Here is a 16,419-nt window from a genome sequence, read left to right as displayed (position 1 = left end):
CCCGTGCAATCCTGGCATGCATCGCCGGACTTATCTCGCCCAAACAACCAGCATGCATATCTAACGCAAACTGAGCCTTTTCGTTTGTGGGAGGGCCTGCGATCCAGGGACCAGGTGGAACCGTGCCCGAGCGCCCGACCCCCCACGCCGACACCGACGCCCCCGCTCGACCGTTCGACAGGAGCCGACCCAGCCATGAGTGCCGTCCGTCCCGCCGCGCCGTCCCGCCGGACCGTGCGTGACATCCAGGCCCGCAAGGGCGGCGAGCCGGTGGTCTGCCTGACCGCCTACACCACGCCCAGCGCGCGCCTGCTCGACCCGCATGTGGACCTTCTATTGGTGGGCGATTCCCTCGGCATGGTGCTGTACGGCATGCCGACCACCCTGGGTGTGACGCTGGACATGATGATCGCCCATGGCCAGGCGGTGATGCGGGGGTCCGACCGCGCCCTGGTCGTCGTGGACATGCCGTTCGGATCGGTGCAGGAAAGCCCGGCCCTGGCCTTCCGCAACGCCGCGCGGGTGCTGGCCGAGACCGGCGCGGCGGCCGTCAAGATCGAGGGCGGCCGGGAGATGGCCGAGACGGTGGCCTTCCTGGTGGCCCGGGGCGTGCCTGTCATGGGTCACGTGGGCCTGCGCCCGCAGATGGTGCATGCGATGGGCGGCTTCCGGGCGCAGGGCCGCGACGACGCCGGCGCGCAGGCCCTGATGGACGACGCCCGGGCCATCGCCGAGGCGGGTGCGTTTTCCATGGTGGTCGAAGGCACGGTGGTCGATGTGGCCGAGCGGGTCACGGAGGCCGTCCCGGTCCCCACCATCGGCATCGGCGCCTCGGTTGCCTGTGACGGCCAGATCCTGGTTGCCGAGGACATGCTCGGGCTGTTCCAGGACTTCACCCCGCGCTTCGTGAAAAAATACGCCGATCTGGCCGGCGCGACCGATGCGGCCGTCGCGGCCTATGCCGCCGACGTCCGGGCGCGGCGCTTCCCCGGGCCGGAACACACGTTCAAGGGCGCGAAATGACCGCGCCGGCCGCGCGTACGGACGGCACCGCGCTGCCCATCCTGCGGACCGTGGCCGATCTCCGGCGGTGCGTGGCGGAGTGGCGATCCCGGGGCCTGACCGTGGGGCTCGTGCCGACCATGGGCGCTCTGCACGACGGGCACCTGTCGCTGGTTCGGGCCGCCCTGGACCGCGCCGACCGGGTCGTTGCCACCATCTTCGTCAACCCCACCCAGTTCGGACCCGGCGAGGACTTCTCGACCTATCCCCGCCAGGAGACGGAAGACACCGCCCGGCTGGCCGACGTCGGATGCCACGCGGTCTATGCGCCGGACGCCGGGTCCATGTACCCGGAGGGCTTTGCCACGCGCGTGATCGTGGACGGCGTCTCCCGCGGCCTGTGCGGCGATCATCGGCCCGGCCACTTCGAGGGCGTCGCCACGGTGGTCACGAAACTGCTGCTGCGCGCCTTGCCCGATGTGGCCGTGTTCGGGGAGAAGGACTACCAGCAGCTTCAGGTGATCCGGCGGCTGGTGGCGGACCTGGATATCCCGGTTGATGTGGTTGGCGGCCCCACGGTCCGCGCGGCGGACGGCCTCGCCCTGTCGTCCCGCAACGCCTACCTGAGCGAGGCCGAACGGCGGGTGGCCCCGATGCTGTTCCGCGTGCTGCGCGAGACGGCGGCGGTCCTGGCCTCCGGCGCTCCGGCCGCGCCGATGCTGGCCGAGGCCCGCATCCGCCTGACCGCGGCGGGGTTCGGAACCATCGAATACCTGGACCTCCGCGACGCCGAAACGCTGGCCGCGCTGGATTGCGCGCCGGACGACCGGGCCGGCCGCCTGCTCGCCGCCGTCCGGCTGGGCGCCACGCGACTGATCGACAACGTGCCGGTGATCCGGTCGCTCGGGGACTCCTGAAACCGGCCAAGACGGCGCGCTCCGGACGTGGACCACTGGGCCGGATCACCGCTCCAGCGCCAGACGCCCCACCACCGCCACCGGACGGGTCCCGGCCCGGACGACCACCGCCTCGCCCGAGCGGGCGAACACGCCGGTCAGGGACGAGATCACCACCTGATGGGTGACCATGACCGTCGGCGGGGCGTCCGCCGGCATGGACGCCAGATGATCGCGCAGGGCCGCCATCTGGTCCGCCTCGCGCTCCCGCCAGCGGAAGAAGGAGTTCAGCGGCGGGAACGGGCGCACCTCGCCCACGTCCAGCAACCGGGCCGTCTCCAGGCACCGACACCACTGGCTCGACAGCACGGACAGCCCGGTCAGACCGGCGTCTCGCAGGGCTTCGCCGAGGGCGCGGGCCTGCGCCCGGCCGCGATCATCAAGGTTGCGTTGGGTGCCGCAATCGCCCAGCGTCAGGTCGGGCGGATCGCCGGTGCCGGGCGCCAGGGCGTGACGCATGACGATGACGTGGCCCGGACCGATGTCGTCGGGCGTGATGGTCGGAGAGTCGGCGTGCGCGGGGGCCGTCAGGCCCGCCAGCACGAGGACCAGAAGCACTAATCGGCGCATGGGTGACATCCCCTGGATGGTTGGTGACGGCTGTTCTTACGGGGGACGGGCTGGCGTGGACCGATCCGCGGGGAGCCGGGCGCCGTACCTCGTCTTTCGGAACCATCATGTTGGAAGGGAGGGTCTGCCGTTGCATGTTCTCATTATCGGCGCCAGTCGCGGCATCGGGCTGGAAACCGTCAAGGCCGCGCTGGCGGCCGGTCACGGCGTCCGGGCGTTCTCCCGCTCGGCGGACGCCCTGACGCTGTCCCATCCCAAGCTGGAGAAGCACCCCGGCGACGCGCTGAACGACGGCGACGTGGCCGCCGCCCTGGAGGGCGTGGATGCCGTCATCCAGGCGCTGGGTGTGCCGGCGTCCGAACTCCGCCGGCCGGTGTCGTTGTTCTCGTCCGCGACCCGGGTGCTGGTGCCGGCCATGGAGCAGGCCGGTGTGCGCCGGCTGGTCGCGGTCACGGGCTTCGGCGCGGGCGACAGCCGGGACGCCATCCCCTGCCCCGGCCGGGTGCCCTTCCGGATGCTGCTGGGCCGCGCCTACGACGACAAGACGGAGCAGGAACGCCTGATCCGCGAAAGCACCCTGGACTGGACCGTGATCCGCCCGGGCATTCTGGTGCCGGGCCCCGGCTGCGGCCGCGCGCGCGTGCTGGTGGAGCCGTCCACATGGCGGGGCGGACTGATCTCGCGGGCCGACGTGGCGCGTGTGCTGGTGCGGGAACTGTGCGAGGATCCCCACATCCACGCCGCCCCCGTCGTGGTATGGTGAGGGGATGCGGCCCACCGACCGGGTGCTCTTGCCCCGGCCGGCCTCTCCACCGAAGGGTGGAGACCGCCACCCGGCGAAAACGCCGCGCCTCCCCCTCATGGTGGGTCTGGTTTTACACCACCGTCCGGTGGATTGACCGGGTTGTGCGTACACTCTCTAATTGGAGCAGATGAAAAGACCGATCCCGTGGGCTGCCCATCGTGGGCCTTCCCGATCACGCACCGGCATCGGACGCACAGAACCCGGAGGTTTCCATGTTCGCATCCCGTCTTTCGACCGCCCTGGCCGGCGCCGCCGCGCTCGCGGCCGTCGCCTTCGTCGCCCCGGCGCAGGCCGCGTTCTCGCTGCCCGGCAACACGGCCTTCACGGTGGACTTCACCGTTCCCACCGAGAACAAGATGATCGCGGACCCGTTCGCCGTCGAGCCCGACGGCTACTTCCGCAGCAACATCACCGAGAGCGATGTCGGCAGCAACTCCGGGGCCTATCCCAACGGCTCCGTGACCGCGCCGGGCAACTCCCGCAGCCCCTGGGACGGCACCGGCAGTGAAGGCAACTACTACAGCTCGATCCAGGCCAACTCGTCCGGCTTCACCTCCATCAAGTACCACATCGACAATGCGTTCGGCCTGATGTGGGGTTCGCCGGATTCCTACAACACCATCTCGTTCTATGATTCGGCTTGGACGCTGATCGACACCATCCGGGGCAACAACCCGGGTCTGGCGCCGCAGAGCGGGTCCGGCATGGGCTTCGTCAACGTGGCCTTTGACTTCTCCGCCACGAACGCGACCGCCATGTACGCCGTGCTGACCACCGAGGGCTCGGACGCGTTCGAGTTCGCCAACGTCACCGGCGTGGTGCCCCTGCCCGCCGCCGTGTGGTTCATGCTGACCGCGCTGGGCGGTCTGGTCGGCGGCCGCTGGCTGAAGCGCGGCGACGCCGCCGCCTGAGGCTGACCGCAGACCGGCTGCCCCGGCAGCCCCGGCAGCCCATGACACCGCCTCCGGCCGCCCGGCCGGGGGCGGTTCGCGTTTTGGGGCGCGGGAGGCAGCCGTTTTTCAGCACGCGCTGCCGTCCGATGTCTGGAACGCGGTCCCTTCGGCCCCATATCCCTTTTTGCACCCGCGAATGGCCCGGTGACCGGGCGGAGGGGCGTGGGGCGGCCGCGCCGGGACTCCGATCCCCGGGGGCGGTCCCGGATCGATGCCGGCACGGGCCTGGCCTGCCCCTCCCGCCGCCCGGCGTCGCGACCTCGCAACCTCGGGAGCATCCCATCCCCATGTTCGGCGATCTGGACCCTGTCCTTCTGGCCCGCATCCAATTCGGCTTCACCGTCGCGTTCCACATCCTGTTTCCCACCCTGACCATCGGCCTCGCCTGGTTCCTGGTCACGGTCGAGGCGCTGTGGCTGCGCACCCGCGATCCCGTCTACAAGTCCATGTACATGTTCTGGGCCAAGCTGTTCGCGCTGGCCTTCGGCATGGGCGTGGTCTCCGGGCTGGTGCTGTCCTACCAGTTCGGCACCAACTTCAGCCGCTTTTCCGAGGCCACCGGCCCCGTGCTCGGCCCGCTGCTGTCGGTCGAGGTGCTGACGGCCTTCTTCGTCGAGGCCGGCTTCATCGGCGTCATGCTGTTCGGCTGGCAGAAGGTGGGGGACCGGCTGCATTTCGTGGCCACCGTGCTGGTGGGCCTGGGCACGCTCAATTCGGCGTTCTGGGTGCTGGCGGCCAACTCGTGGATGCACACCCCGGCCGGCGTCGAGTGGGTGGACGGCATCGCCGTCGTCCAGGACTGGTGGGCGGTGATCTTCAACCCGTCCATGCCCTACCGGGTGGCGCACATGGTGATGGCGTCGTTCCTGACGGGGGCCTTCGTGGTCGCCGCCGTCTCCGCCTGGTACCTGGTGCGCGGGCGTCACCTGGATGTGGCGCGCAAGGGCCTGTCGCTGGGCCTGCTGCTGGCCGCTATCCTGGCCCCGGCCCAGTTGTTCATCGGCGATGCGCACGGGCTGAACACCAAGGAGCATCAGCCCATGAAGGTGGCGGCCATGGAGGGGCTGTGGGAGACCGAGCGCGGCGCGCCCCTTCTGCTGTTCGCCGTCCCCGACCAGGAGGCGCAGAAGAACCGCTACGCGATCGGCATCCCCAACATGGCCAGCCTGATCCTGACCCATGAGTGGACCGGGGAGGTCAAGGGCCTGAACGAGGTCGCGCTTGAGGATCAGCCGCCGGTCGCGACCGTGTTCTACTCGTTCCGGATCATGCTGGGCATCGGGGTCTGGATGATCGCGCTGGCGGCGGTCGGCCTGTGGCTGCGCTGGAAGGGTGGGCTGTTCACCAATCGCTGGCTGCACTGGGCCTGTATTCTGACGGGGCCGTCCGGCTTCGTGGCGACCATCGCCGGCTGGATGGTGGCCGAGGTCGGCCGCCAGCCCTTCACCGTCTACGGCGTGCTCCGGACCGCCGACAGCGTCTCGCCCGTGGTCCCGGAAGCGGTGGCGGTGACCCTGACCCTGTTCGTGGTGGTCTACTCCGGGCTGCTGCTGGCCTTCCTGTGGTACGCCGCGCGCGTGGTGCGGACCGGCCCGCCGGACCCGGGCGTGGACGCCGTCGAGGGCTCGCCGAAGGAGCCTCCACCCCGCACGGCCGTCGGCGCGACCGGCGCCATTCACCCGGCGGAATAGGGAGAGGACCGCGATGACGGAGTTGGACCTGCCCCTGATCCTGGCGGGCATCATCGGCGCCGGAGTGATCGTCTACGTGCTGCTGGACGGCTTCGACCTGGGCGTGGGCATCCTGCTGCCGCTGGCGCCGGACGACGACGCGCGCGACGCCATGGTGGCCAGCATCGCCCCGGTGTGGGACGGCAACGAGACCTGGCTGATCCTGGGCGGCGCGGTGCTGTTCGCCGCCTTCCCCACGGCCTATTCGGTGGCCCTGCCCGCGTTTTACATCCCGCTGATGGCCATGCTGTTCGCGCTCATCTTCCGAGGTGTGGCGTTCGAGTTCCGCATGAAGGCGAAGACCTCCAAGGCCTTCTGGTCCTGGGCGTTCACGCTGGGCTCGGCCGTGGCCGCGTTCTGCCAGGGGGCGATGCTGGGCGGCCTGATCGAGGGCATCACCATGGACGGCCGCAGTTTCGCCGGCGGCCCGTTCGACTGGTTCACCGGGCTGTCCGTGATCGCGGGCCTGGGCGTGATGGCGGGCTATGCGTTGCTGGGGGCCACCTGGCTGGTGATGAAGACCCATGCGCCGCTGGAGACCGCGGCGCGGCGGTGGGCGACGGTGGCGCTGGTCGGCGTGCTGGTCGCGATGGCGCTGGTCAGCGGGCTCACGCCCCTGCTCTATCCCGCCATCGCGGATCGGTGGTTCGGTGGCATGAACTTCCTCGCCCTGGCGCCCGTGCCGGTCATGACGGCCGTGGCGGCGCTCATGCTCTGGCGCGGGCTGCATCACGGCTGGGTGTGGGAACCGTTCCTGATGGCCGTCGCCCTGTTCCTGCTGGGCTATTGCGGCATCGGCATCAGCCTGTGGCCGACCATCATTCCGCCGGACCTGACGATCGCGCGCGCGGCGGCCCCCGACAGCAGCCTGGTGTTCACCCTGATTGCCGTCCTGTGCACGCTGCCGTTCGTGCTGGGCTACACGGTCTATGCCTACTGGGTGTTCCGGGGCAAGGTGACGGCCCGGGACGGCTATCATGGCTGACTGGCGCAAGCTGGCGTGGTTCGTCGGCCTGTGGGCGGCCGGGGTGGCCGCGCTGGGGCTGGTCGCGGCGGCGTGGCGGGCGCTGGTGTCGGTGCTGGCATAGCCCCCGAATAGCCGCCCGGCTCTCACGACACCGTGGCGCGGATGGCCCCCAGGAAGCCATCCACCTTGCCGCGCAGGGTTTCGGCCTGCCGGGCAAGGTCGGCGGCGGCCGTCTGCACCTCCGTCGCCGAACTGCCGGTATCGCCGGCCGCATTCCGGACCACGCCGATGGAGGTCGCCACGTCCTGGGTGGCGGCGCTGGCCCCCTCCACGTTGCGCGCGATTTCCCGCGTGGCCGCGCCCTGCTCCTCCACGGCGGCGGCGATGGCGCCCGCCACGTCGCTGATGCGCCCGATGGTCTCGCCGATGGCATGGATCGCCGTCACGGTGTCCCGGGTCGCGCCCTGAACCGTGCCCACGTGGCCCGTGATCTCCTCGGTCGCGCGGGCCGTCTGCCCGGCGAGGGTCTTGACCTCGTTGGCCACGACGGCGAAGCCCTTGCCGGCGTCCCCGGCGCGGGCCGCCTCGATGGTGGCGTTCAGGGCCAGCAGGTTGGTCTGCCCGGCGATGTCGGTAATCAGCTTGACCACGGCGCCGATGCGGTCCGCCGCCTCTGACAGGGAGCGGACCAGATCGTCGGTGCGGGACGCCTCCGCCACCGCCTCCTGCGCCATGCTGTTGGACTCGGCCACCCGCCGGGAGATCTCCGCGATGGCGGCGTGAAGCTGCTCGGCCGCGGCCGCCACCATCTCCACGTTGGTCGAGGCGGTCTCGGCCGCCGTCGCCACCGCGCGCGCCTGACCGGCCGCCGCGTCGGCCCCGCTCGCCATGCCCTGGGCGGTGTTCTGCAATTCGGTGGCGGCCGAAGCCACCACGCCGACCGCCGCGTGGACATCGGATTCGAATCGTCGCGCGTGATCCTCCAGCACACGGGCCGTTTTCTCCCGCGCGGTCCGGATGTAGACCGAGATGGCGATGTCCATGTCCAGGAACAGCGCCCGGTTGACCGCCCCCAACACCTTGGCCCCGTGATCCGGCTTGCGCCGGTAGGCCCGCATGACATGCGTGGTAATGCGGTTGATGACGAACGCGTAGCCGCCCAGGTACCAGCGCGGTTCCAGTCCGACCCGTTCGTGGGTCCGCCCGATATGATCGGCCCGACGCAGGTAGTCCTCATCGAAGGTGCCGGCGAACACGCTGTCCATCCAGTGCCGTCGCTGCATGTCGCGGGCGTGCTTCATGCGGGCGCGGCTGGAGAACAGGCGCGCCATCTCCGGTGTCCCGGCGAGCATGGTGTAGAATTCTTCCAGAATCCCGTCGATGTGGGCGTCCAGCACCTGCCGGGCTTCCGCCAGCAGGGGCCGGGTCTGCGGATCGACCTGCAGGAACGCGAGCCGGGCGTCGCGATCAAGGTCTTCAGCCATGGGGAACCGACCTCCTCCACCCCCCCCCTTGGGTCCAGCGCGCCCCGCATTCCACCTGTGCGGAGGCCGCGCCGGCCCAGGTGGGACCGGAACACCGCAACCCCTCCTGTCGCGCCGCTCCGCCTGAAACCTGTCCGGTCCGGGAAAGGTGGCCGGACCGCGCCCGAAACGCAAGGGTCGTATTGGGGAACGCGGTTCTCACCCGATTGCCGCCCGCCCGTTCAAAACGGGTATTGCCCTTGGCCTTGTCCATTGTCTATGAGTCTCGGCAACTCGTGGATCCGTCAGACGCGCCGCGGGCGTGGTGGAATTGGTAGACACGCCAGATTTAGGTTCTGGTGGCTTTCAGCCGTGGGGGTTCAAGTCCCTTCGCCCGCACCACCGCGGCCTGCGCGCTCGCGGTTCCCGGCTCCGAAAGAGCCCGACGGTTCGAGTCGGATCCCATCCTTCCCAGCCAGGTACCAGGACAAGCCATGCAGGTGACCGAGACTCTCAGCGAGGAGCTGAAGCGCGAATACACGGTGGTCGTTCCCGCCGACAGTCTGAACGAGAAGACCGAAAGCCGCCTGCAGGAGGTGGGATCCCAGGTGCGGATCCCCGGCTTCCGCCCCGGCAAGGTGCCGATGTCGCTGCTGAAGAAGCGCTTCGGGGCCCATGTCATGGGCGAGGTCCTGGAACAGGCCGCCCAGGATGCCGTGCAGAGCGTCATCAAGGACAACGAACTGCGCCCGGCGCTCCAGCCGAAGGTCGAGATCTCGGAGTACGAGCCCGAGGGCGACCTGAACCTGACGGTGGCCGTCGAGCTGCTGCCGGAGATCGAGCTGCCGGACTTCTCCGCGATCGCCATCGAACGCGAAGTGGCCGAGGTGCCGGAGGCAGAGGTGGACCAGTCCCTGGAGCGCCTCGCCAACGCCCGGCGCGGCTCCGAGCCGGTCGCGGAGACGCGGCCCGCCCAGTCCGGCGATATCCTGGTGATCGACTTCGTCGGCAAGAAGGACGGCGAGCCGTTTCCCGGCGGCGCGGCCGAGGACTATTCGCTGGAACTGGGCTCCAACACCTTCATCCCCGGGTTCGAGGACGCGCTGATCGGCGTCTCGGTGGGCGAGGAGAAGGAGGTGGCCATCACCTTCCCCGAGGACTACGGCGCCGAGGACCTCGCCGGGCAGGCCGTCACCTTCGACGTGACCGTCAAGGAACTGCGCCAGCCCGCGCCGCTGGCCATCGACGACGAGCTGGCCAAGAGCTTCGGTCGCGAGTCCCTGGACGACCTGAAGCAGGCCATCCGCGACCAGATCGCGCAGGAATACACCCGCGCGAGCCGGGAAAAGACCAAGCGCCGCCTGCTCGACAAGCTGTCCGATCAGTTCACCCAGACCGTGCCCGAGGGCCTCGTGGCCGTGGAGTTCGACGGCATCTGGAAGCAACTGGAGCAGGCCCGCGAGCGCGATCAGCTCGACGACGAGGACAAGGCGAAGAGCGAGGACGAGCTGCGCGCCGAATACCGCGCCATCGCGGAACGCCGCGTGCGCCTCGGCCTGCTGCTGGCCCGGGTGGGCGAGGACAACAAGGTCACCGTCACCCAGGAGGACATGAACGCGGCCCTGGGCGAGCAGGTGCGCTCGTTCCCGGGCCAGGAACAGGCGGTGCTCAGCTACTACCGCCAGAACCCGGACGCCATGGAAGAGCTGCGGCCGCCCATCTTCGAGAACAAGGTGGTCGATTACATCCTGGAGCTGGCGCAGGTCACCGACCGGACCGTCAGCCCCGAAGAGCTGATGAAGCCCGATCCCGACGCGGAGAAGGGCGACGACGGCGCGGCCGCCTAAACGGTCGCGGCGCGGTGACGGGGCAGCCCTCGACAGGGCGCGCCCAGCGCCCTACGTTCTGGAAACCGACCCCGTCAGCGTCGCCCCGCCCAAGGGTGTCGCACCCCCCTGACTGAGAGAGCCCCGAATGAGAGACCGTGATCCGATGGAGGTGTACGCGAACACGCTGGTCCCGATGGTGGTCGAGCAGACCAACCGGGGCGAGCGGTCGTACGACATCTACTCCCGCCTCCTCAAGGAACGCATCATCTTCCTGACCGGCGGCGTCAACGACGCCGTGGCCAGCCTGATTTCGGCCCAGCTTCTGTTCCTGGAGTCCGAGAATCCGACCAAGGACATCGCGTTCTACATCAACTCGCCCGGGGGTGTGGTGACGTCCGGCCTTGGCATCTATGACACCATGAACTACATCCGGTGTGATGTTTCCACGGTGTGCATGGGTCAGGCGGCCTCCATGGGCTCGCTGCTGCTGGCGGCCGGGGCTCCGGGCAAGCGCTTCGCGCTGCCCAACTCGCGCATCATGGTCCACCAGCCCTCCGGCGGGTTCCAGGGGCAGGCCACGGACATCGAGATCCACGCCAAGGAAATCCTGGCCATCCGCGAGCGGCTGAACCGGATTTTCGTGCGTCACACCGGCCAGCCCATGGAGGTCGTGGAAGCCGCCATGGAGCGCGACAAGTTCATGCCGCCCGAGGAGGCCAAGGACTTCGGCCTGATCGACGAAGTGGTTGTCAGCCGGCGGGCCGGCGACGACACCGAGGAAGACAGCGCCCCCGAAAACTGACGCCAGACGGGTTCGAAACGGCTGGTCCGGGATTTTGGCATTGTGTGCCGGAAGCCTGGACGGCTAATATGGATCCGTTGCAAAGAATGACGGGGTCGCAGCACCCTGACGCGCATGCATTGGTCCGGGAAGGCAGTGTTTGCCGTGCCCTTGGGGTGCCCGGGTGTGACTGTTGCCGTCGGGCCGAGACGTTCGCGGAATTGGAGTGGTTATGAGCAAGTCTTCAGGCGGCGATTCCAAGAACACCCTGTACTGCTCTTTTTGCGGAAAGAGCCAGCACGAGGTCCGCAAGCTGATTGCCGGTCCCACCGTGTTCATCTGCGACGAATGCGTCGAGTTGTGCATGGACATCATCCGTGAGGAGAACAAGACCCAGTTGGTGAAATCGCGTGACGGCGTGCCCACGCCCCGCGACATTCTGGGGGTCCTGGATGACTACGTGATCGGACAGCAGCACGCGAAGAAGGTTCTTTCGGTTGCCGTTCACAATCATTACAAGCGCCTTGGCCAGGGCGGCAAGAACAGCGAAGTCGAACTGGCCAAGTCGAATATCATGCTGATGGGGCCCACGGGCTGCGGCAAGACGCTGCTGGCCCAGACCCTGGCCCGCATCCTGGACGTGCCGTTCACCATGGCCGACGCCACCACCCTGACCGAAGCGGGGTACGTGGGCGAGGACGTGGAGAACATCATCCTCAAGCTGCTGCAGGCGTCGGACTACAATGTGGAGCGGGCCCAGCGCGGCATCGTCTATATTGACGAGATCGACAAGATCTCGCGCAAGTCCGACAACCCGTCGATCACCCGGGACGTCTCGGGCGAGGGCGTGCAGCAGGCCCTGCTCAAGATCATGGAAGGCACCGTCGCCTCCGTGCCGCCGCAGGGCGGGCGCAAGCATCCGCAGCAGGAATTCCTGCAGGTGGACACCACCAACATCCTGTTCATCTGCGGCGGCGCCTTTGCGGGCCTGGACAAGATCATCGCCCAGCGCGGCCGGGGCACCTCCATCGGCTTCGGCGCCGACGTGCGCGCCCCGGAGGAGAGCAAGACCGGCGAGGTCCTGCGGCAGGTGGAGCCGGAGGATCTGCTCAAATACGGCCTGATCCCCGAATTCGTCGGCCGCATGCCGGTGCTGGCGACCCTGGACGACCTGGACGAAGAGGCTCTGATCGAGATCCTCACCAAGCCCAAGAACGCCCTGGTCAAGCAGTATCAGCGCCTGTTCGAGATGGAGAGCACGCAGCTTTCCTTCTCGGACGACGCCCTGACCGCCATTGCGCAAAAGGGCATCGCGCGCAAGACCGGCGCGCGCGGCCTGCGGTCCATCATGGAAAGCATCCTTCTGGAAACCATGTTCGACCTGCCGAGCCTGGAAGGCGTCAGCGAGGTCGTGGTCAACCGGGAGGTGGCCGAGGGCCGGGCCAAGCCCCTGTTCATCTACGCCGACCGCCGCGAGGACGTGGGCAGTTCGGCCTGACGCCGGGGCGACCGCGGGCGCCGGGCTCGCGCCGGGGCGCTGCACAGAACCGCCGAGACGGGGTCGCCGGGATGGTGGCCCCGTTCGCGTTTCGGCCCGGACCGCCACGCGCGGCGGCGCACGGGCCGGGCAGGGTCCCGGACCGCTCGGGATGGCGAATTATGCTTGATCGGGCCGGGGCCCTGGCCCACATCTGCGACACCGTCCCGACATCTCCGTCCGCGGGGATGCATCCGACCGCATGATGCGCCCGAGGCGCATCCTGGTCCGCCAGAAAGAGGCCTGCCTGTGGATATCGGCTCGACACAGACTTTTCCGGTCCTGCCCCTGCGGGACATCGTGGTGTTTCCGCACATGATCGTTCCGCTCTTCGTCGGGCGGGACAAGTCGGTGCGTGCGCTCGAAAACGTCATGAACGAGGACAAGGAAATCCTTCTCGTGGCGCAGAAGAACGCCGCCCAGGACGACCCGGGCCCCGAAGACATGTATGCCGTGGGCACCGTCAGCACCGTGCTGCAGCTTCTTCGGCTGCCGGACGGCACCGTCAAGGTGCTGGTGGAGGGCGGCCACCGGGCGCGCATCACCGGCTTCACCGACAACGATGCGTTCTTTGAGGCCGAGGCCATTTCGGTGGCCGCCGACGACGAGGGCGATCAGGAGATCGAGGCGCTTCAGCGCTCGGTCGTCGGCCAGTTCGAACAGTACGTGAAGCTGAACAAGAAGATTCCGCCGGAGGTGCTGGTCTCGGTCAACCAGATCGACGACGCGGCCAAGCTGGCCGACACGGTGGCGTCGCATCTGGCGCTCAAGATCCCCGACAAACAGGACGTGCTGGAAACCAATTCCATCGCCGAACGCCTGGAGCGCCTGTACGCGTTCATGGAAAGCGAGATCGGCGTTCTTCAGGTCGAGAAAAAGATCCGCGGCCGCGTCAAGCGGCAGATGGAGAAGACTCAGCGCGAGTACTACCTGAACGAACAGCTCAAGGCGATCCAGAAGGAACTGGGCGAAGGCGAGGACGGCCGCGACGAACTCCAGGAACTGGAAGACAAGATCGGCAAGGTCCGCCTGTCCAAGGAAGCCCGCGAGAAGTGCCAGGCCGAATTGCGCAAGCTGCGCAACATGAGCCCCATGTCGGCCGAGGCGACCGTGGTGCGCAACTATCTGGACTGGATGCTGTCCATCCCCTGGCGCAAGCGCTCCAAGATCAAGCGCGACCTGCGCGAGGCCGAGCGCATTCTCAACGCCGACCATCACGGCCTTGAAAAGGTCAAGGACCGCATTCTGGAATACCTCGCGGTCCAGCTCCGCACGGCCAAGCTGCGCGGCCCGATCCTGTGCCTGGTGGGCCCCCCCGGCGTGGGCAAGACTTCGCTGGGCAAGTCGGTCGCGCGGGCGACCGGGCGCAACTTCGTGCGCGTCTCGCTGGGCGGTGTCCGGGACGAGTCCGAGATCCGGGGCCACCGGCGGACCTACATCGGCTCCATGCCCGGCAAGGTCATCCAGGGCATGAAGAAGGCCAAGACATCGAACCCGCTGTTCCTGCTCGACGAGGTGGACAAGCTGGGCAACGACTGGCGCGGCGACCCGTCCTCCGCCCTGCTGGAGGTGCTGGACCCGGAGCAGAACAACACCTTCAACGACCACTACCTGGAAGTGGACTACGACCTGTCCGACGTGATGTTCGTCACCACGGCGAACAGCCTGCGCATGCCGCAGCCGCTGCTGGATCGGCTGGAGATCATCCGCCTGTCCGGCTACACCGAGGACGAGAAGGTGGGTATCGCGACCCGCCACCTGATCCCGAAGCAGATGAAGGCCCATGGCCTGAAAAAGGGCGAGTGGTCCATCTCGGATGAGGCGCTGCGCGACCTGGTCCGCTACTACACCCGCGAGGCCGGGGTTCGGAACCTGGAACGCGAATTGGCGGGTCTGGCCCGCAAGGCGGCGAAGGACCTGCTGTTGAGCAAGTCCCGGACCCGAATCGCGGTCAGTCGCCGCAACCTGGAGAAGTACGCCGGCGTGCGCCGGTACCGCTTCGGCGAGGTAGAGTCAGAGGATCTGGTGGGCGTGACCACGGGGCTCGCATGGACCGAGGTCGGCGGCGAGTTGCTGTCGATTGAAGCGCTGCTCATGCCCGGCAAGGGCGGCATCACCCTGACCGGGCATCTGGGCGACGTGATGAAGGAATCGGTCCAGGCGGCGCGGTCATACATCCGGTCGCGCGCGGTCAGCTTCGGTGTGCGCCCGACCCTGTTCGAGACGCGCGAGATCCACGTGCACGTCCCGGAAGGCGCCACCCCCAAGGACGGGCCGTCCGCCGGCATCGCCATGTGCACATCGATGGTCTCGGCCCTCACCGGCATCCCGGTGCGGCGCGACATCGCCATGACCGGCGAAATCACGTTGCGCGGTCGGGTGTTGCCCATCGGCGGCCTGAAGGAAAAGCTGCTGGCGGCCCTGCGGGGCGGCCTCAGCACGGTGCTGATCCCGGGCGAGAACGAAAAGGACCTGGCCGAGATCCCGGACAACGTCAAACGCGGCCTGACCATCATCCCCGTCACAAACGTGGACGAGGTGCTGTCCAACGCTCTGGTGCGCCCCTTGACCCCCATCGAGTGGTCGGAGGCGGACGAGGAGGCCGCGGACAACGCCCTGAAGGCCAAGAATGCGGCTGACGCGGGGGAACCCCGGCTGCCGCACTGATCGCCCTCCCTGCCCTGCCCCGCCGCATTCCCGGCGGGGCAATCCTCTTCCAGGCCCGGATCCGATGGACCCGGGGATTCGCGGGCGCCGGTCCGTCATCCCGCATGGGTCTGGGTGCATTGCACCCGCCGCTGCGGCGGCGCAACAAGCCCCAATTCCCTGGGGACAACGCCGCCAGACCCCTTGCATTCCCCGGCCATCACGGCAAGAGTGTGGGGAATGGTGGGCCGGGGCGCCCGGTCCGCGGCGTCCCGGATTGACGGCCCACAAATAGACGTTCTAGATTTGCGTCTGCTTTCGACCAAATTTCGCCCGCCAGTCGTACGCGCCGAAGGTTTCCCAGCGAAGGGGGTTTCTCCAGTGAACAAGAACGATCTCGTTGCCGCTGTCGCGGACAGCACCGAGCTTTCGAAGGCCGATGCCACCAAGGCGGTGGACAGCGTCTTCGACTCCATCACGGCCGCCCTGAAGGACGGCACGGAAGTCCGCCTGGTCGGGTTCGGAACGTTTTCCGTGACGGAGCGCGCGGAGTCCGAAGGCCGCAACCCGCGCACCGGCGAAAAGATCAAGATCCCGGCATCGCGCCTGCCCAAGTTCAAGCCGGGCAAGGCCCTGAAGGACTCCGTGAACTGACGAGGGCCGCGGGGCTCCGTCCTGTCCGGGCCGGCTGTCGGCGCCCCGGGCCGCCGGACCCTCTTCCGGGGAGCAAGAGGGGAGGCGGATTGGGACCGGCGATTTCGCACTGGACGGGGCCGGTGCGGTCGCCCTCGGGGCTTTCGGACGGTCCTGGGCGGCGTCATGCCGCCGATCCCCTGTTCTGGCCATCGCGCGGGGTCCATGCCGGCGCCGCCGGGTCTCCGGTCCGGACGCTGGAAGGTGTCCCCGATGCCCCGTCTTCTGCCGTGTCCCGTCTGGACAGAGGACAGCAGCCATGCTCGGCACCGGCATTGCGCCCGGGCGGCCGCCGCTTGGCGGGACGCCGGGACCGCGCATCGGCCTCCCCGCTCCGACCCCGGGCCCAACGCCATCCGGGGCCGCGATCCGAGTATCATCGGGCGATTAGCTCAGTTGGAAGAGCATCTCGTTTACACCGAGAGGGTCGGCGGTTCGAACCCGTCATCGCCCACCATCGCACAGGGACAAGGATCGGCGGTCACCC

Annotated in this window: 14 protein-coding genes and 2 tRNA genes; 14 read left to right on the top strand and 2 right to left on the bottom strand. The window is 68.5% G+C overall.

What is annotated here, in order from left to right; all coding sequences use genetic code 11:
- Positions 1-195 precede the first annotated feature (195 nt).
- Positions 196-1,023 (top strand): 3-methyl-2-oxobutanoate hydroxymethyltransferase, encoded by an 828-nt coding sequence (gene panB, locus GHC57_RS14390; protein WP_153345447.1) that lies wholly within the window; start codon positions 196-198, stop codon positions 1,021-1,023.
- A complete protein-coding gene (panC, locus tag GHC57_RS14385; RefSeq protein WP_153345445.1) occupies positions 1,020-1,919 on the top strand; it encodes a pantoate--beta-alanine ligase in 900 nt (299 codons plus the stop codon). The genes panB and panC overlap by 4 nt, the downstream gene beginning before the upstream one ends.
- Positions 1,920-1,964: 45 nt before the next feature.
- On the opposite strand, the gene GHC57_RS14380 is transcribed toward panC, so the two are convergent.
- On the bottom strand, positions 1,965-2,528 hold the full coding sequence (locus GHC57_RS14380; RefSeq protein WP_153345443.1) for a histidine phosphatase family protein: 564 nt from the start codon (positions 2,526-2,528) through the stop codon (positions 1,965-1,967).
- Between the two features lie 130 nt (positions 2,529-2,658).
- On the opposite strand from GHC57_RS14380, the gene GHC57_RS14375 reads away from it, so the two are divergent.
- The 5 genes from GHC57_RS14375 (at position 2,659) to GHC57_RS14355 (ending at position 7,104) form a co-directional block, all read left to right on the top strand.
- Complete coding sequence (locus tag GHC57_RS14375; protein WP_211369204.1) at positions 2,659-3,291, top strand: NAD(P)-dependent oxidoreductase; 633 nt, start codon at positions 2,659-2,661, stop codon at positions 3,289-3,291.
- Between the two features lie 254 nt (positions 3,292-3,545).
- Positions 3,546-4,244, top strand: coding sequence for a VPLPA-CTERM sorting domain-containing protein (locus tag GHC57_RS14370; protein WP_153345441.1), 699 nt, complete (start codon positions 3,546-3,548; stop codon positions 4,242-4,244).
- A 329-nt stretch (positions 4,245-4,573) separates the two neighbouring features.
- Positions 4,574-5,977, top strand: a complete 1,404-nt coding sequence (locus tag GHC57_RS14365) for a cytochrome ubiquinol oxidase subunit I (RefSeq protein WP_153345440.1) — start codon at positions 4,574-4,576, stop codon at positions 5,975-5,977.
- 13 nt (positions 5,978-5,990) lie between these two features.
- Positions 5,991-7,001, top strand: coding sequence for a cytochrome d ubiquinol oxidase subunit II (cydB, locus tag GHC57_RS14360; RefSeq protein ID WP_153345439.1), 1,011 nt, complete (start codon positions 5,991-5,993; stop codon positions 6,999-7,001).
- A complete protein-coding gene (locus tag GHC57_RS14355) occupies positions 6,994-7,104 on the top strand; it encodes a DUF2474 family protein (protein ID WP_153345438.1) in 111 nt (36 codons plus the stop codon). The genes cydB and GHC57_RS14355 overlap by 8 nt, the downstream gene beginning before the upstream one ends.
- A 22-nt stretch (positions 7,105-7,126) precedes the next feature.
- Here the strand turns inward: GHC57_RS14355 and GHC57_RS14350 are convergent, their stop codons facing one another.
- A complete protein-coding gene (locus GHC57_RS14350) occupies positions 7,127-8,467 on the bottom strand; it encodes a globin-coupled sensor protein (protein ID WP_153345437.1) in 1,341 nt (446 codons plus the stop codon).
- A gap of 295 nt (positions 8,468-8,762) precedes the next feature.
- Between GHC57_RS14350 and GHC57_RS14345 the strand changes: the two genes are divergently transcribed.
- The 7 genes from GHC57_RS14345 (at position 8,763) to GHC57_RS14315 (ending at position 16,389) form a co-directional block, all read left to right on the top strand.
- A tRNA-Leu gene (locus tag GHC57_RS14345) sits at positions 8,763-8,848 on the top strand.
- A 92-nt stretch (positions 8,849-8,940) separates the two neighbouring features.
- On the top strand, positions 8,941-10,293 hold the full coding sequence (gene tig / locus GHC57_RS14340) for a trigger factor (protein WP_153345436.1): 1,353 nt from the start codon (positions 8,941-8,943) through the stop codon (positions 10,291-10,293).
- A 127-nt stretch (positions 10,294-10,420) separates the two neighbouring features.
- Complete coding sequence (clpP, locus tag GHC57_RS14335; RefSeq protein ID WP_153345435.1) at positions 10,421-11,077, top strand: ATP-dependent Clp endopeptidase proteolytic subunit ClpP; 657 nt, start codon at positions 10,421-10,423, stop codon at positions 11,075-11,077.
- A gap of 211 nt (positions 11,078-11,288) precedes the next feature.
- Complete coding sequence (clpX, locus tag GHC57_RS14330; RefSeq protein WP_153345434.1) at positions 11,289-12,554, top strand: ATP-dependent Clp protease ATP-binding subunit ClpX; 1,266 nt, start codon at positions 11,289-11,291, stop codon at positions 12,552-12,554.
- Between the two features lie 354 nt (positions 12,555-12,908).
- Positions 12,909-15,260: an endopeptidase La gene (gene lon / locus GHC57_RS14325; protein ID WP_425500683.1), complete on the top strand. Its 2,352-nt coding sequence runs from the start codon at positions 12,909-12,911 to the stop codon at positions 15,258-15,260.
- Positions 15,261-15,620: 360 nt separating this feature from the next.
- Entirely contained in the window at positions 15,621-15,893 is a 273-nt protein-coding gene (locus GHC57_RS14320) for an HU family DNA-binding protein (RefSeq protein WP_170294894.1), read from the top strand.
- Positions 15,894-16,313: 420 nt separating this feature from the next.
- Positions 16,314-16,389: transfer RNA gene (locus GHC57_RS14315), tRNA-Val, on the top strand.
- The last annotated feature ends 30 nt before the right edge of the window (positions 16,390-16,419 follow it).

The sequence above is a fragment of the Roseospira navarrensis genome, from assembly GCF_009601025.1.
GTDB lineage: Bacteria > Pseudomonadota > Alphaproteobacteria > Rhodospirillales > Rhodospirillaceae > Rhodospira > Rhodospira navarrensis.
Note: the sequence above shows the minus strand (reverse complement) of the source record. Positions and strands in the feature narration are given on the sequence as shown.